17 protein-coding genes are annotated in these 18,094 nt (G+C 64.2%); 8 read left to right on the top strand and 9 right to left on the bottom strand.

Annotated features, from left to right (window positions below; genetic code table 11):
- Window positions 1–4 precede the first annotated feature (4 nt).
- On the bottom strand, window positions 5–316 hold the full coding sequence (locus ACVMIH_RS03335) for a hypothetical protein (protein WP_245311745.1): 312 nt from the start codon (window positions 314–316) through the stop codon (window positions 5–7).
- A gap of 42 nt (window positions 317–358) precedes the next feature.
- Between ACVMIH_RS03335 and ACVMIH_RS03330 the strand changes: the two genes are divergently transcribed.
- Complete coding sequence (locus ACVMIH_RS03330) at window positions 359–592, top strand: hypothetical protein (RefSeq protein WP_057019701.1); 234 nt, start codon at window positions 359–361, stop codon at window positions 590–592.
- Window positions 593–612: 20 nt separating this feature from the next.
- Here the strand turns inward: ACVMIH_RS03330 and ACVMIH_RS03325 are convergent, their stop codons facing one another.
- Together ACVMIH_RS03325 and ACVMIH_RS03320 are read right to left on the bottom strand one after the other, a co-directional pair.
- The gene (locus ACVMIH_RS03325; protein WP_057020023.1) at window positions 613–1,884 is read right to left on the bottom strand and encodes an NAD(P)/FAD-dependent oxidoreductase; all 1,272 of its coding nucleotides are present in this window, start codon (window positions 1,882–1,884) and stop codon (window positions 613–615) included.
- A 42-nt stretch (window positions 1,885–1,926) separates the two neighbouring features.
- Window positions 1,927–3,588: a thiamine pyrophosphate-binding protein gene (locus tag ACVMIH_RS03320; protein ID WP_057019700.1), complete on the bottom strand. Its 1,662-nt coding sequence runs from the start codon at window positions 3,586–3,588 to the stop codon at window positions 1,927–1,929.
- A 137-nt stretch (window positions 3,589–3,725) separates the two neighbouring features.
- Here ACVMIH_RS03320 and ACVMIH_RS03315 point away from each other — a divergent pair, with 137 nt between their 5' ends.
- Both ACVMIH_RS03315 and ACVMIH_RS03310 read left to right on the top strand, forming a co-directional pair.
- Window positions 3,726–3,875: a hypothetical protein gene (locus tag ACVMIH_RS03315; RefSeq protein WP_156436480.1), complete on the top strand. Its 150-nt coding sequence runs from the start codon at window positions 3,726–3,728 to the stop codon at window positions 3,873–3,875.
- Between the two features lie 598 nt (window positions 3,876–4,473).
- Window positions 4,474–5,964 (top strand): methyl-accepting chemotaxis protein, encoded by a 1,491-nt coding sequence (locus tag ACVMIH_RS03310; RefSeq protein ID WP_063790157.1) that lies wholly within the window; start codon window positions 4,474–4,476, stop codon window positions 5,962–5,964.
- A 151-nt stretch (window positions 5,965–6,115) separates the two neighbouring features.
- Here the strand turns inward: ACVMIH_RS03310 and ACVMIH_RS03305 are convergent, their stop codons facing one another.
- The 5 genes from ACVMIH_RS03305 to ACVMIH_RS03285 all read right to left on the bottom strand — a co-directional run bounded on the left by ACVMIH_RS03305 (window position 6,116) and on the right by ACVMIH_RS03285 (window position 10,366).
- On the bottom strand, window positions 6,116–7,261 hold the full coding sequence (locus tag ACVMIH_RS03305; protein ID WP_057019698.1) for an acyl-CoA dehydrogenase family protein: 1,146 nt from the start codon (window positions 7,259–7,261) through the stop codon (window positions 6,116–6,118).
- Between the two features lie 12 nt (window positions 7,262–7,273).
- The gene (locus tag ACVMIH_RS03300) at window positions 7,274–8,101 is read right to left on the bottom strand and encodes an SDR family NAD(P)-dependent oxidoreductase (RefSeq protein ID WP_057019697.1); all 828 of its coding nucleotides are present in this window, start codon (window positions 8,099–8,101) and stop codon (window positions 7,274–7,276) included.
- Window positions 8,102–8,317: 216 nt separating this feature from the next.
- Window positions 8,318–8,722: a MaoC family dehydratase gene (locus ACVMIH_RS03295; protein WP_057019696.1), complete on the bottom strand. Its 405-nt coding sequence runs from the start codon at window positions 8,720–8,722 to the stop codon at window positions 8,318–8,320.
- Window positions 8,719–9,174 (bottom strand): MaoC family dehydratase N-terminal domain-containing protein, encoded by a 456-nt coding sequence (locus ACVMIH_RS03290; RefSeq protein WP_028344581.1) that lies wholly within the window; start codon window positions 9,172–9,174, stop codon window positions 8,719–8,721. The genes ACVMIH_RS03295 and ACVMIH_RS03290 overlap by 4 nt, the downstream gene beginning before the upstream one ends.
- Before the next feature lie 7 nt (window positions 9,175–9,181).
- Complete coding sequence (locus ACVMIH_RS03285; protein ID WP_253587148.1) at window positions 9,182–10,366, bottom strand: lipid-transfer protein; 1,185 nt, start codon at window positions 10,364–10,366, stop codon at window positions 9,182–9,184.
- A 95-nt stretch (window positions 10,367–10,461) separates the two neighbouring features.
- On the opposite strand from ACVMIH_RS03285, the gene ACVMIH_RS03280 reads away from it, so the two are divergent.
- The 3 genes from ACVMIH_RS03280 to ACVMIH_RS03270 all read left to right on the top strand — a co-directional run bounded on the left by ACVMIH_RS03280 (window position 10,462) and on the right by ACVMIH_RS03270 (window position 13,533).
- Window positions 10,462–11,256 (top strand): TetR/AcrR family transcriptional regulator, encoded by a 795-nt coding sequence (locus ACVMIH_RS03280; RefSeq protein WP_456860744.1) that lies wholly within the window; start codon window positions 10,462–10,464, stop codon window positions 11,254–11,256.
- Window positions 11,186–12,742 (top strand): acyl-CoA synthetase, encoded by a 1,557-nt coding sequence (locus tag ACVMIH_RS03275; protein WP_456860742.1) that lies wholly within the window; start codon window positions 11,186–11,188, stop codon window positions 12,740–12,742. The genes ACVMIH_RS03280 and ACVMIH_RS03275 overlap by 71 nt, the downstream gene beginning before the upstream one ends.
- 194 nt (window positions 12,743–12,936) lie before the next feature.
- A complete protein-coding gene (locus ACVMIH_RS03270) occupies window positions 12,937–13,533 on the top strand; it encodes a DUF2889 domain-containing protein (RefSeq protein WP_057019693.1) in 597 nt (198 codons plus the stop codon).
- A 116-nt stretch (window positions 13,534–13,649) separates the two neighbouring features.
- Here ACVMIH_RS03270 and ACVMIH_RS03265 read toward each other — a convergent pair whose 3' ends face one another.
- Window positions 13,650–15,263, bottom strand: coding sequence for a winged helix-turn-helix domain-containing tetratricopeptide repeat protein (locus ACVMIH_RS03265; protein ID WP_316394891.1), 1,614 nt, complete (start codon window positions 15,261–15,263; stop codon window positions 13,650–13,652).
- Between the two features lie 368 nt (window positions 15,264–15,631).
- Between ACVMIH_RS03265 and ACVMIH_RS03260 the strand changes: the two genes are divergently transcribed.
- Together ACVMIH_RS03260 and ACVMIH_RS03255 are read left to right on the top strand one after the other, a co-directional pair.
- Window positions 15,632–16,645, top strand: coding sequence for a methyltransferase (locus ACVMIH_RS03260; RefSeq protein WP_456860740.1), 1,014 nt, complete (start codon window positions 15,632–15,634; stop codon window positions 16,643–16,645).
- A gap of 92 nt (window positions 16,646–16,737) precedes the next feature.
- Window positions 16,738–18,078 (top strand): MFS transporter, encoded by a 1,341-nt coding sequence (locus ACVMIH_RS03255; protein ID WP_456860738.1) that lies wholly within the window; start codon window positions 16,738–16,740, stop codon window positions 18,076–18,078.
- The last annotated feature ends 16 nt before the right edge of the window (window positions 18,079–18,094 follow it).

Below are 18,094 nucleotides of genomic sequence, written 5' to 3'. Positions count from 1 at the left end.
AGGCCTACGTCGTGCGTTCGAAAGTATCGACACTTGACGTGACGGCTCGCCACCAGTTCACGGGCTTCAGGGCCGCCGCTTCGCCTTCGCGGACCGCGACCAGCGCCTCGTCCGACATGGCAATTTGCCGGATGGAACCAACGTCGCAACGGCGCATTGTCATTTCACCCATCGGTTGACAGGTAATATGCCGCCAGTATCGGTAGACGTGCCGATGCTGTAGCATTGCTGGTTCGCCGAGGAGCCTATTCGCCGCAATGTGTTGTATTTCAGGATTCTTTGTCTTGGCACTTTTTGCACATCGAGCATCGAGCATCACGTCGCGATCGCGCGGGCGGATTACCACCAAAGAGGCGCGATGAAGACCGACAAGGCCATCTGGTACGTCTCGTTCGCCATGCGAAATCCTGACGCCGGACATCACCGCTTCGCGCGCCAGACCCGTACCTTCACGACCGAGCAGGACGCCAAGGCGTTTGCGCGCACGCTGCTCGTTCAGACGCAGGACGTCAGCGCCGGAACGATCAATCCGCACGCACCGCGACGCGTGATCGCACCGGCCGCGATCACGGCCTGGGCCGGCGACAGCTGAGGCTTCGCCGCCGTTGCTTCCTACAGGAAGCGCGAGGGCGCAAACGGGGCGAGCGGAATCTCGGGCGCCTTGCCGCTCAGGAGTTGCGCGACCAGCCGGCCGGTCCGGGCCGATCCGACCAGGCCGACATGGCCGTGGCCGAAGGCGTAGACCACATCGCGCGTGGCACGGGCATAACCGATGCAGGGGCGCCCGTCCGGCATGCTCGGCCGATGGCCGAACCAGGTCTTGATCCGCGATGGCGGAATATCCGTCGGCAGCTTCGGGAACATATTGAAGAGGTGCTTGCGCAGGATTTCGGCGCGCTTCCAGTTCGGCGCGGCGTCAAGCCCCGCGATCTCCACCGTGCCGGCGGCGCGCAGGCCCTTATCGGTCCAGTTGACGACCATCTTGGCATCGGAGGCCATCATCGAATTGCGCGGGCCGGATTCCGGATTTTCGATCATGACGTGATAGCCGCGCTCGGTCTCCAGCGGCAGCGGATCGCCGATCGAGGCGGTCAATTGCCTGGAGCGCGCGCCCGCGGCGACGACGGCGGCGTCGCAGGCGATCTCGCCGCTCTCGGTGATCACACCGACAAGCCTGTCACCGGCGAGCCTGAGGCCCGTTGCCTTGGCGGCGACGCGTTCGGCGCCGTTCGCGACGGCGTGCGCGGCAAGCGCCGCGACATAGGCGCCGGGATCGCGGCAGCGGCCCGCCTCCTCCACCACGACGCCGAATTTGTAGCGCGGATGCAGATCGGGCTCGCGCTGGCGCATCTCGTCTTCATCGAGTTCCAGCCATTCGATGCCGACGCGCTTGCGGATGCGCCAGCCGAGATCGCGGTCGAACGGCGCGCGTGAGGGAAACACATGCATCACCCCGCGCCGCTCGATCAATTCGCCCACGCCGGCTTCCTCGGCGAGCTGCCGGTGCAGCAGCGGTGCATCCTTCAGGAGATCGCGCATCGCCCGCGCGGTGGCCTCGACCTGCGCCTCGGTCCGGCTCGACAGCAGATACTTGACCAGCCACGGCAAGGCCTTCGGCAGATACGACCAGCGGATCGCCAGCGGCCCGAGCGGATCCACCAGATAGCCCGGCACCTTCTTCCAGGTGCCCGGCTCGGCCGGCGGGATCACCGAATGCGACGACAGCCAACCGGCATTGCCGTAGCTCGCCGCCTGGGTGCCGCCGGGCTCGCCCGGATCGATCAAGGTTACGCTGTGGCCCGCACGCAGCGCCTCGATGGCGCTGATGACGCCGACCGCGCCGGCCCCGATGATCGCGACGTGACGGGACTTTTGTTTGGGCATGATCTCCTCGGAAAACCGCTTCGCATTTTTCCGGATCATGCCCTAGCGCGTGGCCTGCGGCGCAAAATCCTTGCCGACCGACAGCGCACGCTGATCGACCAGGCAGTGCAGGATCGCGGGCTTGCCGGAGGCCAGCGCGCGCTCGAACGCGGGCACGAAGTCTTCGGTGCGCTCGACCCGCTCGCCATGGCCGCCGAACGCCTTGGCGTAAAGCGCGAAGTCCGGGTTCTTGAGCTGGGTGCCGACGACGCGGCCCGGATAGTCGCGCTCCTGATGCATGCGGATGGTGCCGTATTGCGCGTTGTCGATGACGACGACGATCAGCGGCGCGTCATACTGCACGGCGGTGGCGAACTCCTGCCCGTTCATCAGGAAGCAGCCGTCGCCGGCGAACGCCACGACGACCCGGTCCGGATGATGCCGCTTGGCCATCACAGCCGCCGGCACGCCGTAGCCCATCGAGCCCGAGGTCGGCGCGAGCTGCGCGGCGAAAGCGTGGAAGCGATGGTGGCGGTGAATCCAGCCGGCATAATTGCCGGCGCCGTTGCAGACGATGGCATCCTTCGGCAGGCGATCGCGCAGCCAGGTCACGACCTCGCCATACTGGAAGCTGCCCGGCAGCTCGCGCGGCTTGTCGGTCCAGGCGAGGTAATCCGCGTGCGCCTTGGCCGCCTCGCCCTTCCAGGCCGGCACTGCCGCCGGCATCATGGTCTCGACCGCGGCGGCAAAGGCCGCAGGCGTCGCCTGGATCGCCAGCGCCGGCTGGTAGACACGGCCGAGCTCCTCGGCGCCGGGATGGACATGGATCAGTTTCTGGCTCGGCACCGGAATGTCGAGCAGCGTGTAGGACGAGGACGGCATTTCCGACATGCGGCCGCCGATCAGGAGGATGACGTCGGCGCCGGTGATGCGATCCCTGAGCTTCGGACTCGGGCCGATGCCAAGATCGCCGGCATAATGCGAGTGGTCGGCGTCGAACAGCGAGGCGCGGCGGAACGAGGTGGCAACCGGCAGGTCGAAGCGCTCGGCGAAGCGCGCAATGCCCTTGGCGGCCTCCGCGGTCCAGGCCGAGCCACCGAGCACTACGATCGGCGCCTTGGCGCCGGCGAGCATGCTGCCGAGGCGCTCGAGATCGGCCGGCGCAGGCCAGGTCGCCGCAGGCTCGACCTTTGGCGCGTCGGCGACCGCGGCGGTTTCAGTCAGCATGTTCTCCGGCAGCGAGATCACCACCGGACCGGGCCGGCCCTGCAGCGCGACGCGGAAGGCGCGCGCGACCAGTTCCGGAATGCGATCCGGACGATCGATCTCGACCGCCCATTTCGCCATCGTGCCGAACACCGCCTTGTAGTCGAGTTCCTGGAATGCCTCGCGCTCGCGCATGCCGGTGTCGACCTGGCCGACGAACAGGATCATCGGGGTGGAGTCCTGCATCGCGATGTGCACGCCATGGGCGGCATTGGTCGAGCCCGGACCGCGGGTGACAAAGCAGATGCCCGGACGTCCCGTGAGCTTGCCATAGGCCTCCGCCATCATCGCGGCCCCGCCCTCGGCGCGGCAGATCACGACGTCGATCGCGCTGTCGTGCAAGGCGTCGAGCGCCGCCAGATAGCTCTCGCCCGGCACGCAGGTGACGCGCTCCACCCCTTGCGCGACCAGCTGGTCGATCAGGATCTGGCCTCCGGTGCGGGCATTGCTTTTGGTCATGAGGGCTCCCTGCAAGTACTGGCGCGCGTTTGAGCTTCGCGCGGATCGTGGTCCCACGGGGTATGATAGACGGAAATGGGGTGCAAGGCCGAAGCTGCGTCTCGCGGCCGCAGCGGCGTCAAGCCATGCGGTAGGCAATGGGCAACGCCGTTTCGTCATCGATTTCCGCAGAGCGGACGATCGCCGGCAGGATTGAAGCCGCCGGCCGGCAAGCAACGCAGGTCACGATCGTCCGGCTCGAGGGCGATCTCGTTGCGCTCGCGCGGGACCACGACGCCGGTCTGTGACCCCGATCGGGTCTCGCGCGGCATGATCGACCTGCGCGGGCTCCTTTCACGAACACCCGCATCGACGATGCGGCCGCCCTGTCATCACGGAGGCGCCGACCGACGCAACAGAGCGCAGGCGAAAGAATGCTCGCACGCCACGTTGCCAAGACCGACAGCGCGTGGCCGCCGAGACGATTGCAGTCAAGAACTCTCCGCTGCGCGCGATGGCGTGGCACAATCTGCATGAGCCACCGCGTTATGTGCACGATAACAATCATTAGGAGCGCACGCTTCTGCTTCCGTAAGATTACGGTGCAGCGATCGGCCGCTTCGCATCTTCGTCGCCGGATCGCGTGGATTTCACGGCAAATCGCGGTGTTGCGCAACGTTTTCGGCTGCGCTCATCGCGAGCATCGCGCGTTCGACCTTGTGCGATCGCACGCGGCGCATTGCGTGCCCTTCTTGGTGGAATTCGAATCGCTTACCGTTCCACACAGTCAGAAATTGTAAATCGTGTAACGCACCTGCGTGGGGGCCGGCGCTGGAAGGCATTCCGCTGCCGATCAGGTGCACCGTTTCAATTCACCAAGATCATTATCAAGGCTGGAGGCAATGCATGTTGGGGATGAAGAGCGTCGCAAGCGTGATCGGCTCGGACAGTTCGTACCGGCTGTTCGACGACATGCCGATCAGTGTCATGCTCTGCGAGCTGGACAATTTCAAAATCACCTACATCAACGAGTCGACGCGACAGAACCTGAAGAAGATCGAGCATGTGCTGCCGGTAAAGGTCGACGCGCTGATCGGGCAATCGATCGATATATTTCACAGGAACCCGCAGCATCAGCGCCGGCTGCTGTCCGACCCGAAGAACCTGCCGCACAAGGCGCGTATCACCATCGGCGGCGAGACGCTCGATCTCACCGTGACGGCGATGACCAATTCGCGCGGCCGCTACACCGGCCCGATGCTGACCTGGGAGCTCGCGACCGAGAAGGCGCGGCTTGAAACGCAGACCGAACGGCTGTTGCAGATGCTCGACAACATGCCGATCAACATCATGATGTGCGACACCGATTTCAACATCACCTACATCAACCAGACCAGCCTCAAGACGCTCGACACCGTGAAGCACCTGCTTCCGGTGGCGCCGGACAAGATCCTCGGCAACTCGTTCGACATCTTCCACAAGAACCCGGCGCACCAGCGCCGCATCGTCGGCGATCCCAAAAACCTGCCGCATGCGGCCAAGATCAAGCTCGGTCCGGAAACGCTCGACCTGCGGGTCTCCGGGCTGACCGACAAGCGCGGCAACTACACCGGCGCGATGCTGAGCTGGTCGGTCGTGACAGGCAATGTGAAGCTGGCGGACGATTTCGAGAAAGACGTGAAGGGCCTTGCCGGGATGCTGGCGTCGGCGTCGACGCAAATGCAGGGCACGGCGCGATCGCTGACGACGACCGCCGAATTCGTCAATCAGCGCTCGGCGAGCGCGGCGTCCGCGTCCGAGGAGCTGTCGTCCTCGGTCAACGAGATCAGCCGCCAGGTGGCCGAGGCGAGCCGCATTGCCCGCATGGCGGTCGACGAAGCCGAGAAGTCCGACAAGCTGGTCGCGGGTCTCGTGACCATGGCGCAGAAGATCGGCGACGTCGTCGCCCTGATCAGCCAGATCGCCGGCCAGACCAACCTGCTTGCGCTCAACGCAACCATCGAATCCGCGCGGGCCGGTGAGGCCGGACGCGGCTTCGCCGTCGTCGCCTCCGAGGTGAAGGCGCTGGCCAACCAGACCGCCAAGGCCACGGAAGACATTTCGGCGCAGATCAACGAGATGCAGGCCGCGACCGGCAACACCGCCACGGCGCTGAAGGCGATCTCGCAGGTCATCGTCCAGATCAGCGAGATCTCGACCGTGATCGCCAGCGCGGTCGAGGAACAGGCCGCGGCCACCAAGGAGGTCACCGCAAACATCAACGGCACGACCAAGGCGATCGACGATGCCAGCAAGGCCGCCGAGAACGTGCTGGCGGCCTCCGGAGAGCTCGCCAGCAACGCCTCAGAGCTGGAAGTTCAGGTCGACAAGTTCCTCAAGAACGTACGGGCGATGTAGCGGCGCACGGCCGAAGGAGATGAGGGCGCACTCACCCCTCCGCGTCATTGGGGCGATGCGCGAGCATCGAACCCGGAATCTCAAGCCGCAACTTCGAGATTCCGGGTTCACGCTTCGCGTGCCCCGGAATGACGGCCAAAGACGCGCCCGCCTACAGCGAACGCGCGATCAGGAGCTTCATGATTTCGTTGGTGCCGCCATAGATCTTCTGGATGCGGGAATCGATGAACATGCGCGAGATCGGATATTCCTGCATGTAGCCGTAGCCGCCATGCAGCTGCAGGCATTCGTCGGCGGTCTCGACCTGCTTCTGCGAGCACCACCATTTCGCCATCGACGCCGTCACGGTGTCGAGGTCGCCGGCGACCAGGCGCTCGACGCACCAGTCGACGAACACGCGGGCGATCATCGCCTCGGTCTTGCGCTCGGCAAGCTTGAAGGCGGTGTTCTGGAATTCGAGCAGCGGCTTGCCGAACGCGGTGCGCTCCTTGGTGTATTCGGCGGTGATCCTGACCGCGCGCTCCATCGAGGCGACCGCGCCGATCGCGAGCGACAGCCGCTCCTGCGGCAATTGCTGCATCAGCTGTACGAAGCCGTTGCCCTCCTCGGCGCCGAGCAGGTTCTCCGGCGGCACCGTGACGTTATCGAAGAACAGCTCCGACGTGTCTGATGCGTGCAGCCCGATCTTGTCGAGGTTGCGCCCGCGCCGGTACCCCTCGGCGCCCGCGGTCTCAACCACGATCAGCGAGATGCCCTTGGCGCCCGGAGCCCCGGTCCGCGCCACCACGATGACGAGATCGGCGGCCTGGCCGTTGGTGATGAAAGTCTTCTGGCCGTTGATGACGTAGGAATTGCCCTGCTTCTTCGCCGTGGTCTTGACGGCCTGCAGATCCGAGCCGGTGCCGGGCTCGGTCATCGCGATGGCGCCGACCATCTCACCCGACGCCATCTTCGGCAGCCAACGTTTCTTCTGCTCCTCCGAGCCATAGTTGACGATGTAATGCGCGACGATCGCGCTGTGCACGGAGACGCCGGTGGTCAGCTCCGGCACCGTGCTCTCGAGGTCATCGAGCACGGCGGCGTCATAGGCGAAGCTGGCCCCTAAGCCGCCATAGGCCTCGGGCACGCTCGGCAGCAACGCGCCCATCTCGCCGAGCGCGCGCCAGGCCGAGCGATCGACCAGCTTCTGCTCGCGCCATTTTTCGGCGTGCGGCGCCAGATCCTTGGCGAGGAATTTGCGGAACTGGTCTCGGAAGGTGTCCAGCTCCTCGGTCATCCAGGACGATCGGTAGTGCATTCTGCCCTCGTATTAAATCAGAAGACCGCCGCCGGCGACGATCACCTGACCACTGATGTAATTCGATTCCGGAGCGCAGAACAGATAGACCGCATCGGCCGCCTCCTCCGGCGTGCCGCCGCGGCCGAGCGGGATCATGCGGCCCATCGCCTCCAGCATCTGCGGCTGGACGCCGACCTTGATGTCGCGGCCGGCGACGTCGATGGTTTTCTGCTGGGTCTCGATCGGCTGGGTCAGGCGGGTGTTGATCAGGCCGAACGCCACGCAATTGACGTTGACCTTGTAGCGGCCCCACTCCTTGCACATCGTGCGCGTCAGCCCGATCAGCGATGCTTTGGCGGACGAATAGCTCGCCTGCCCGGCATTGCCGTAGAGGCCCGCGATCGAGGAGATGTTGACGACCTTGCGGAATACCTCGCGGCCCGCCTCGGCCTCCCTCTTCGCCATCACTCGGATCGGCTCCGACGCCGCGCGCATGATGCGGAACGGGGCGACCAGATGGACGTCCAGCATCGCCTGGAACTGCTCGTCGGTCATCTTCTGGATCGTCGAGTCCCAGGTGTAGCCGGCATTATTGACGATGATGTCGAGACCGCCGAACCGCTCGATCGCGGCGCCGACGAAGCGATCGGCAAAGCCGGCTTCGGTCACGCTGCCATTGACCGCGATCGCCTCGCCGCCCATGGCCTTGATCTCCGCGACGACCGCATCGCCCGGCTCGGCATCGAGGTCGTTGACCACGACGCGCGCGCCCTCGTTCGCGAGCTTCAGCGCAATCGCGCGCCCGATGCCGCGGCCGGAGCCTGAGACGAGCGCGACTTTGCCTTGCAGCTTTGACATTCAAACCTCCCTCAAACAACGTGATCTTTGCGGTATGCCCACCTCACCTCGCCCCGCTTGCGGGGAGAGGTCGGAACGCATCGTCAGATGCGTTCCGGGTGAGGGGGTACAGGTCTCACCACCTCCAGAGTGCGCGGAAGCAGCCCCTCACCCCAACCCTCTCCCCGCAAGAGCGGGGCGAGGGAGCGCACAATCCTTCGTGGCGAGACCTTCGCGCTACAGCGCGATAACCGCCTCGCCGGCGAGCTTCACCTCGCCGTTCTGATCCCTGGTGGTCAGCGCGAGTTTTGCGCGCTTCTCACCGCCCTGCTCGACCAGCTCGGTCACCGTGCCCTCGCAGGTCAGCTTCGCGCCGAGTTGGGTGATCGCCGCAAAGCGGGTCGAGAACGAGCGGATGCGCGACGGCGCCACCGCGTCGGTCAGCGCCTGGCCGAGATAGCCCATCACCAGCATGCCGTGCGCGAACACGTCGGGGAAGCCGGCCGCCTTCGCGAAATCGATGTCGACATGGATCGGATTGTGATCGCCGGAGGCGCCGCAATACAGCGCGAGGCGATGGCGGGTGATCGGTGGAAACTCCTTGTGGACGATGCGGTCGCCGACAGAGGGAGAGCTGCTCATGACGGCCTCGCATTGCGTACCACGACGGTGCGCGAGACATCGGCGACATGGACACCGTTCTGGTTGGTGACCGGGGTGTCGACCACGATCAGCGTCATCGCCCCGCCCTTCTTGTCGGTCACGCCAGTGACGCGCGGGCGGAAGGTCAGGGTGTCGCCGACCACGACGGGCGCATGATAGTCGAAGCGCTGCTCGCCGTGCAGCACGCGCGCCAGATCGATGTCGAGCGCCGTGAGGAACTCGAACGGGTCCGGCGCATCCATCATCTCGAGGCAGAACAGATAGGTCGGCGGCACCGGCGCCGCCGTGAAGCCGGCCGCCTGCGCGGCCGTCTCGTCGCGATAGACGGCATTCGTCTCACCGAGCGTATCGAGGAAGAAGCGCAGCCGCCCCGGCTCGACGCGCGCGGTCACGGGCGTAAATGTACGCCCGACAGCGGATTGATCGACCATGAGTACCTCAAGCGCGTTCGTAGAGCGTCACGACGCAGGCGCCGCCGAGGCCGAGATTGTGTTGCAAGCCGACCCGCGCGCCCTCCACCTGCGTCGCCGCAGCGGTGCCGCGCAACTGCCGCGTCAGCTCATAGCACTGCGCAAGCCCGGTGGCGCCGAGCGGATGACCCTTCGACAGCAGCCCGCCGGACGGGTTGGTGACGATCCTGCCGCCATAGGAGTTGTCGCCGTCGTCGATGAATTTCGCGGCCTCGCCCTCGCCGCACAGGCCGAGCCCCTCATAGGTGATCAGCTCGTTGTGCGCGAAGCAGTCGTGCAGCTCGACGACGTCGAGATCATCAGGCCCGATGCCGGCGGCCTCATAGACCTTGCGCGCGGCATCCCGCGCCATGTCGTAGCCGACCACCTGCATCATGTCTGACGCACCGAAGGTCGAGGGCGTGTCGGTCGTCATCGCCTGCGCCGCGATGCGGACCTGCTTGTTGAGGCCGTGCTGGTCGGCGAATTTCTCCGAGACCAGGATCGCGGCGGCGCCGCCGCAGGTCGGCGGGCACGCCATCAGCCGCGTCATCACGCCAGGCCAGATCACCTGGTCGTTCATCACGTCGTCGGCGGTGACCTCTTTGCGGAACAGCGCCAGCGGATTGTTCTTGGCATGACGGCTCGCCTTGGCGCGCACTTTTGCAAAGGCGGAGAGCGGCGTGCCGTATTTCTTCATGTGGCTGAGGCCGGCGCCGCCGAAATAGCGCAGCGCCAGCGGCACGCCGGGCGCGTCGACCAGCTTGTCGGCCGCGGCGTCGAAATCGTCGAACGCACTGGGACGGTCGGTGAACACGGCCCCGAGCGCGCCGGGCTTCATCTGCTCGAAGCCGAGCGCCATCACGCAATCGGCCGCGCCCGACTCGATCACCTGCCGCGCCAGGAACAGCGCGGTCGAGCCGGTCGAGCAGTTGTTGTTGACGTTGACGATCGGGATGCCGGTCATGCCGACCGGATAGAGCGCGCGCTGCCCGCAGGTGGAGTCGCCATAGACGTAGCCGACATAGGCCTGCTGCACGCGGCCGTAGTCGAGCCCGGCGTCGGCGAGCGCCAGCTTCGCCGCTTCGGCGCCCATCACGTGATACGGCGCATTGGCGCCGGGCTTGACGAACGGGATCATGCCGACCCCGGCAATATAGGTGCGTGACGTCATCGCGTGTCCTCCCGGAAATTACCCACTGGACTATTTGTTACCCATGGGTAATATACGGGCGATCTTCCGGAGTCAATGCGACAACAGCCGACGCGATGGACGCCCACTCCCCCTCTTCCAGCAACGAGTCGCCGTGGCTGCCATTCGAAAGCCGGCGCCGCGCCCGCGACGAGAAGCGCGAGGCAGTGCTGCGCACGGCCGTAGCCCTGTTCCTTGAACAGGGCTATCACCGTGCCACACTGAACGACGTCGCCAAGCGGCTCAACATCACCAAGCCGGCGCTCTACAACTACTTCCACGGCAAGGACGAGATCCTGTTCGAGTGCTGGTCGATCGGCAATGAGCTGGTCGACGAATGCATTGCCGAGACGTCGGCGGGCGGCGGCTCGGGGCTCGACAAGCTGCGCAAGCTCACCGTCCGCTATGCCGAGCTGATGACCGCGGACTACGGCAAGAGCCTGGTCCGCTTCGACATCCGCGATCTCAGCGAGGACAACCGCAAGATCGTGCAGACGGCGAAGCGGCGGATCGACCGCGCCTTCCGCGACTATATCGCACAGGGCGTCGCGGACGGTTCGGTGAAACCCTGCGACCCGAAGCTCGCAGCTTTCGCGATCGCCGGCTCGCTGAACTGGATCGGCCACTGGTTCCAGCCGGGCGGCGAGCTGAGCGGACGCGCCGTCGCCGAGGAATTCGCGATCCGCCTCACCGAAGGCATCGCCAAAACAACAACGCAAATGACATCAACGCGCAAGACAACGGCGCACGAGAAGGCGGACAAACCGCCTCGCAGGGGAAACGCATCAAGGGAGGAGACGAGTGAACATCACACACGGACTGCGGCGCGCGCTGCAGGTCAATCCAAACGGGCTCGCAGTCGTCTGCGGTGAGCGGCGGCGCAACTGGCGCGAGGTCGGCGAACGCGTCGCCCGCCTCGCCACCGCGATCCGCGGCCTCGGCGCCCAGGACGGCGATCGCGTCGCGATCCTGTCGTTGAACTCCGACCGCTATCTCGAGCTCTACCTCGCGGTCGGCTGGGCCGGCGCCGTGATCGTGCCGCTCAACATCCGCTGGTCTCCGAGCGAGAACGAGGACGCGCTGCGCGACTGCCGTGCAACGATCCTGTTCGTCGACAAGCCGTTTGCGCCGGTCGGCACGGCGCTGGCAGGCGCCATCCCCGGCCTCAAGCTGGTCTATGCCGACGAGGGCGACATGCCTGCCGGCATGGCGAATTACGAGACGCTCATCGCGCGCAGCGCGCCTGTTCCGGATGCGATGCGCAGCCGCGACGACCTTGCCGGCATCTTCTACACCGGCGGCACCACCGGCCGCTCCAAGGGCGTGATGCTGAGCCACGGCAATCTGATGGCCAACGCGCTCAACGCGCTCGGCGAAGGCCTATGGCCGAGCAGCACGATCTATCTGCATGCGGCGCCGATGTTCCACCTCGCCAATGGCGCGGCGATGTATTCGGTGCTGCTGTCCGGAGGATCCAACGTCGTAATCCAGGGCTTTACGCCTGACGGCGTCGCGGCCGCCGTGCAGAAGGAGCGCATCACCGACGTGCTGCTGGTGCCGACCATGATCCAGATGTTCGTCGATCACCCGACGCTCGGCAATTACGACCTGTCGTCCTTGAAGCGGATCTCCTACGGCGCCTCCGTGATCAGCGACGCCGTGCTGATGCGCGCCATGAAGGCGCTGCCGCATGTCGAGTTCACGCAAGCCTACGGCATGACCGAGCTGTCGCCGATCGCGACCCTGCTGCACTGGAAGGAGCATATCGGCGACGGCCGCGCCAAGGGACGGCACCGCGGCGCCGGCCGCGCCACGCTTGGCGCCGAGGTCAGGATCGTCGATGCGGAGGACAAGGTCGTGCCGACGGGTACCGTCGGCGAGATCGCGGTGCGCGGCGACATGGTGATGATGGGCTATTGGGAGCGGCCGGAGGAGACCGCGCGCGCCGTGATCGACGGCTGGATGCACACCGGCGACGGCGGCTACATGGACGAGGACGGCTTTGTCTACGTCGTCGACCGCGTCAAGGACATGATCATCTCCGGCGGCGAGAACGTCTATTCGGCCGAGGTCGAGAACGCGCTCGCCCAGCACGCGGCGGTGGCGCAATGCGCCGTGATCGGGATCCCGAGCGAACGCTGGGGCGAGCAGGTTCACGCCGTCGTGGTGATGAAGAGCGGCGCCAGCGCCACGCCGGAAGAGCTGATGGAGCACTGCAAGATGCTGATCGCCGGCTACAAATGCCCGCGCAGCGTCGACATCACCGCGACGCCGCTGCCGCTCTCCGGCGCCGGCAAGATCTTAAAGCGCGAGCTGCGCAAGCCGTATTGGGAGAACCGCGAACGGCGGGTGAGCTGAGGGATAGCTCTCAACGTCACCCCCGTCATTCCGGGGCGATGCGAAGCATCGAACCCGGAATCTAGAGATTCCGGGTCTGGCGCTAACGCGCCATCCCGGAATGACGACCTCTCATGACGCCATTCGACCGCGAGCGTTGACATCGGAGCGCACGGCCGATTGGATCAGCTCTAGATTCAATCCAGCGAGTTCCGATGTCCGCACCCGATACCAATGCCGACGGCAAGCCCCGCCGCCTGATGCACCGCCGCTCCGTCGAATGTCTCGGCTATCTCCGTGACGACGGATTGTGGGAAGTCGAGGCGCAGCTGGTCGACACCAAACCCTATGCCCGACAGGACAAGCATCGCGGGCTGCAGCAGCCCGACGATCCCGTGCACGACATCCGCCTGCGGCTCGCGGTCGACGACAGTTTTACGATCCGCGAGACCGGCACCACGATGGCCTCAACGCCCTACCCGTCCTGCCTCGACGTCGAGGGCATCTTGCAGCGCCTGGTCGGCGAACGCATCGGCAAGGGCTGGCGCGAACTGGTCCGTCGCAAGATTGGCAAGCTCGAAACCTGCACCCATCTCGCCGAGCTGCTGGGTCCCGCGGTGACGACGCTGTTCCAGACCGCAACCTCCGGCAAGGACCCGCAGGGCCGCGGCGCGCTCGATCACCAGCGCGATGTCACCGAGCCGCCATTCTTCGTCGGCGGCTGCTATTCATGGCGGCTGGATGGGCCTGTCGTCGCCGAGACCTTTCCGCAGTTCGCGCAGAAGCCTGTCGAGGCGAAGCCGGGTTCGTGAGTGGTGCTCCTGCTCCGCCGCTGACCAAGACGCGAGTATGGCGCGCCGCTGCTGGAGCTCAAATGTAGCTCCTCGTCGCAGCTTTATCCCATTCACGCAGATGATCGAACGCGGCACTAGCTCTCCGGCACGCCGGCCATGCGCATTCCCTCATAAAAGCGCTTACGCTTGGCGAGCCATACCGGATTGTCGGACAGGAAGACGACATTGACGTCGTATCGACGAATGCTGAAGTTGGGATCGAGCGCCAGTCCGGCTTTGGCACTGGATTGTGCTTCCTCGAGGTCTCCCATCATGGCCAACGCGCCAGCCAAGTGAAAGTGAGCGAGCGCAAAATTGGGATTAGCCTCAATGCTCCGGCGAAGCCAGTCCAGCGCCTCGAGGTCTGCATTGGTGCAGGACATCAACTTGGCCATCCCGACAACCATGATCCAGAGAAAGGCACGCGTATCGCGAGGGGACAGTCGTAACGCCTCTTGAATATGCCCCTCGACTTCCTCACCACGCCCCAGCGCATGCTTCCCGAGGCCAATAAACCCATGCGCATCGGCCAAATTCCGATCGAGCGCCAGCGCCTGGCGACATTCAGCGATACCCTTTGCAGCGCGGTGCGTCCGAATTTGAACCGCGCCGAGCAACATGTGGGCTCTGGGGTGATTGGGCGCACGCAACAACACGCCATTCAGCGCCTTCTCCGCGGCCCTGAAATATGCCGGTCCGTCATCGGCCATGGAGGAAGAACCGATCGCAAAATCGACCTGAGCCGCGGCAACCGCTGCTTCAATATTGTCGGGATCAAGCGCGAGGGCGCGCATGAAGAAATCCCTTGCTCGCGCCATAACCGCTGGCGCTATTCCTTTATTCAGGACAGCCCTGCCCTGAAAATAGAGATCCATGGCGTCCGGCTGGGGCAACCGTTCCGCCCGTCGTGCTTCGGCCTTGATAAGCTCGGCGTTCAACGTATTGGCGAGCCGGGATACGATCTCATCCTGCATGTCCAGCAAGTCGGCAGCGGGCTTGTCGAAGCGCTCGGCCCACACATGGGCTCCGGTTTCCGTGTCAGTCAACTGAACGTTCAGGCGAAAGCGATTGCCGCCGCGTTGCACCGACCCTTCCAGCGCGTAACGGACATTCAATTCGCGACCGATCTCCCTCACGTCCACCGCCTTTCCCTTGAAGGTGAACGCAGTGCCCCGGCCGATGACGAACGCGCCGGCGATGCGCGACAGGTCGGTAGTCAGACTGTGAGTCACGCCATCGACAAAATATTCCTGCTCCAGATCGCCGCCAATATTTGTGAATGGTAGAACAACAATGGACAGGTGTGGGATCGAAGATGAACCCGCTGGCCTTCCGGCGTTGTCTGGCATCGACGAGGTCGTGACACTGGCAGAAGCCGGGCGGTCGGCCTGCTCGCCATCCACGACCAGCATGTAGCCGCGGCGAGGCAAGGTTCTCAGGGCCAATCGGCCCGCCCCTCCCAAGGCCTGCCTGATGTCGCCGATGGCCTGGACAAGCGAGTCTTCCGTGACCTCGCAGTCCGACCAGACCTCATCCAATATCTCGTCCTTATGCACCAGGCGCCCGACGCGTTGCGCGAGGAGCCGCAGCACCGCCCAGGCTTGAGGACGCAACGGCACGATGTCGCCGCGCCCGTCGAGCAGCAATTCGCGGGCCAGGTCCAAGGTCCGGTCGCCGATCACAATCGAAGGCTGCGATGACTTAAGCAAGAACGCCTCGTTGGGCCATTTCGGAAAATATCGGCAGAATATCGGCGAGGTTTCGGGACCTGGCGGCAATTGTACAGCATCATCTTGCGGCGCGGGATAGCAAAACCGTCCCGAGCAGCGATCCACCAAAAGCGGTCAGCGCCAGGCAGGCCTCCATGATCAGTTCTGTCATCCATACTGCGCTAAGTATTTCAGGTTTCAACCCTTCCCCAATTGCGGGGACGGACCGGCGATGCGGTCCCGGCGTCAGCGACACCGAGATCAGGGTCGGCCAATCAATGCCGCGCAGCGCGCCTCTTTCGAGCCTGAGCAGGTTTGCCCGGGAGTGCTGGACCGGCACCAACGAGCAACATGAGGGGGAATGATCGATGGCCTCTGTCCAAGCATCCGCAAGATTGCTGCACCTTATTCAGTCGCAGCGCGTGACCGCGGTCATCTACGTCGCCGCGAAGCTGGGGATCGCCGAGCTCCTGCGCGATGGATCGCGGCCCCTTGGCGAACTCGTCGAGGCGACCGGTGCGAACAAGCAGGCGCTCCGCCGCCTGCTGACCGCGCTTTCGACCATAGGCATTTGCAAGGTCGCTGAAGCGCGATACGCATTGACCGAACTGGGGGCTTGCCTTGACGGGGCCGCAACCCAGTCCCTCAAGAACTGGACGATCTTTGAAGGCCAGTTTCTGACCGAATCGTGGACCGGGTTGCTGGACTCGATCATGACCGGCAAGACCGCCGCGCAACTGCTTGACCACGAAAACAGCTTTGATCTGATGGCGCGCGATCCGGAGATGGTCAGCATATTTAATGCGGCTATGACGGAGGGGACCCGTCTGGCGATTCCGGATATCCTGGGGGCCTACGACTTCGGTGCGTTCGCTCATCTCATGGATGTCGGCGGCGGCTCCGGCGAACTCGTTGGCGCCATAGCCGGGCAGCATCCGCATATCCGAGGGACTATTTTCGACCTTCCGCGCTGCGCCGAATCCGCGACTGGCCACCTGAGGCGCAGCGGACTCAGTGATCGCATCGAATTCATGGCCGGCGATTTCTTCCAGACGATTCCATCGATCGCGGATGCCATCGTCATGAAGAACATTATTCACGATTGGAGCGATGAGCGCAGCATGGTCATCCTCGCAAACTGTCGAAGGGCGCTCCCCGGAGGTGGCGTGCTCCTGCTTATCGAACGGATCATGCCGGAATTCCCGAGCGTAAGCGATGCGCACAGGGAACAGACGCTGACCGATCTGCTCATGCTTCGCGGGCCTGGCGGTCTCGAAAGAACGGAAAAGCAGTACGCCTGGCTGTTTCGCGAATCCGGCTTTACTCACACCGCGACCTATCCGGCCGGGCGTCTCAGCGTCATCGAGGCAAAGGTCACCTGAGCTTTCGAGGTCAGACCATTACTCGCTCGCAATGGAGCAGCGACTGGTTTGAAGGACATCATAGGCAAAAGCATATTTTGGAAGGAACAAGAATGCATCTGCCTGCTGCAAACAAGTCATCGTCGCCGATATTGGAGAACCCGGCGTACAAGGCCGTGTTCGCGAAGGTCGACTGGCGCCTTATGCCTTTGCTACTGATCGCCAGCATGGTCGCCTTTCTCGACCGCATCAACATCGGCTTCGCACAGCTTCAGATGAAGCAGACACTACCGTTTGATGATGCAGTCTACGGGCTCGGCGCGGGCATCTTCTTCGTCGGATATTTCCTGTTTGAGGTGCCCAGCAATCTTCTTCTGGAAAGGATCGGCGCGCGCAAGACTCTGTTGCGGATCATGGTGCTCTGGGGATTGGCGGCGACCGCCATGATGTTCGTATCGACGCCGCTCCAGTTCTATGCGGCGAGGTTCTTCCTTGGTGTCTTTGAGGCCGGCTTCGCCCCGGGCGTGCTGCTGTACTTGACATACTGGTACCCGTCGGTGAGGCGCGGGCAGGTCATCGCGATCCTCGCGTCGGCGCCCCCCATTGTGATGTTCATCGCTGGTCCGCTGTGTGGTTCGATCCTGAAGTATTTCGACGGCGTCAGCGGTCTTTACGGCTGGCAATGGCTGTTTCTGATCCAGGGGTTGCCCGCGCCAATCCTCGGCGTTCTCGTGTATTACCTGCTCAAGGACAAGCCGTTCCAGGCCGCGTGGCTTTCGAAGGGGGAGAAGGCGCTGCTGGACGATGCTTTACAGCATCACGAAGAGAACATCGTGAAGGCGACCTCGGGAACGTTCCGGCAGCTGCTGCGAGACCCGAAGGTCTACCTGTTGTCGCTGGCCTGTTTTTGTCTGCTGGGCGCCAACTACACGATGGTGTTCTGGATGCCGACCCTGATCCATAGCTGGGGAGTAAAGGATCCGCTACTGGTCGGCGTCTATCACGCAGTAGCCAACGCTACGGGTATCGTCTGCATGATCCTGATCGGTCGTCATTCGGACAAGCGGCATGAGCGACGCTGGCACTATGCGACCTGCGTCACGATTGCCGCCGGCGGCTTGTTCTTTCTCATGTTGCTCCACGGCACTTTTGTTGGTTCGATCCTGGCTCTCTCCTTCGCCGTCATCGGGTTTGTATCAGCGCCGCCGCTCTTCTATGCATTGACCAGTGAGTATCTCTCAGCGGGCGCGGCGGCCGGCGGCCTTGCCCTCGTCACCAGCCTCGGAAATCTCGGTCCGGCGGTAAGCCCGTCGATCACCGGGTTCATCGTGCGGAACACCGGCGACAACATCTATGGCATGTACTTCGTCATGGCGCTGTACTTGCTCTCCGGCGCACTCCTGCTGCTGAGCATGCGGCCCGCAACGAATGAGTTGCTTCCGTCCAGGAGTTGACCCATTCCTGCCAAGA

It is taken from the genome of Bradyrhizobium sp. USDA 4503, assembly GCF_054055815.1.
The sequence above is the reverse complement of the archived record's forward strand: the minus strand, read 5'-3'. Positions and strand labels throughout refer to the sequence as shown.

Coding starts and splice junctions, on each gene's coding strand:
- ACVMIH_RS03295 (WP_057019696.1), bottom strand. CDS start 8,722: ATGAGCAGCTCTCCCTCTGTCGGCGACCGCATCGTCCACAAGGAGTTT.
- ACVMIH_RS03280 (WP_456860744.1), top strand. CDS start 10,462: ATGGACGCCCACTCCCCCTCTTCCAGCAACGAGTCGCCGTGGCTGCCA.
- ACVMIH_RS03315 (WP_156436480.1), top strand. CDS start 3,726: ATGGGCAACGCCGTTTCGTCATCGATTTCCGCAGAGCGGACGATCGCC.
- ACVMIH_RS03305 (WP_057019698.1), bottom strand. CDS start 7,261: ATGCACTACCGATCGTCCTGGATGACCGAGGAGCTGGACACCTTCCGA.
- ACVMIH_RS03260 (WP_456860740.1), top strand. CDS start 15,632: ATGGCCTCTGTCCAAGCATCCGCAAGATTGCTGCACCTTATTCAGTCG.
- ACVMIH_RS03310 (WP_063790157.1), top strand. CDS start 4,474: ATGTTGGGGATGAAGAGCGTCGCAAGCGTGATCGGCTCGGACAGTTCG.
- ACVMIH_RS03285 (WP_253587148.1), bottom strand. CDS start 10,366: ATGACGTCACGCACCTATATTGCCGGGGTCGGCATGATCCCGTTCGTC.
- ACVMIH_RS03320 (WP_057019700.1), bottom strand. CDS start 3,588: ATGACCAAAAGCAATGCCCGCACCGGAGGCCAGATCCTGATCGACCAG.
- ACVMIH_RS03325 (WP_057020023.1), bottom strand. CDS start 1,884: ATGCCCAAACAAAAGTCCCGTCACGTCGCGATCATCGGGGCCGGCGCG.
- ACVMIH_RS03290 (WP_028344581.1), bottom strand. CDS start 9,174: ATGGTCGATCAATCCGCTGTCGGGCGTACATTTACGCCCGTGACCGCG.
- ACVMIH_RS03270 (WP_057019693.1), top strand. CDS start 12,937: ATGTCCGCACCCGATACCAATGCCGACGGCAAGCCCCGCCGCCTGATG.
- ACVMIH_RS03330 (WP_057019701.1), top strand. CDS start 359: ATGAAGACCGACAAGGCCATCTGGTACGTCTCGTTCGCCATGCGAAAT.
- ACVMIH_RS03255 (WP_456860738.1), top strand. CDS start 16,738: ATGCATCTGCCTGCTGCAAACAAGTCATCGTCGCCGATATTGGAGAAC.
- ACVMIH_RS03335 (WP_245311745.1), bottom strand. CDS start 316: ATGCTCGATGCTCGATGTGCAAAAAGTGCCAAGACAAAGAATCCTGAA.
- ACVMIH_RS03300 (WP_057019697.1), bottom strand. CDS start 8,101: ATGTCAAAGCTGCAAGGCAAAGTCGCGCTCGTCTCAGGCTCCGGCCGC.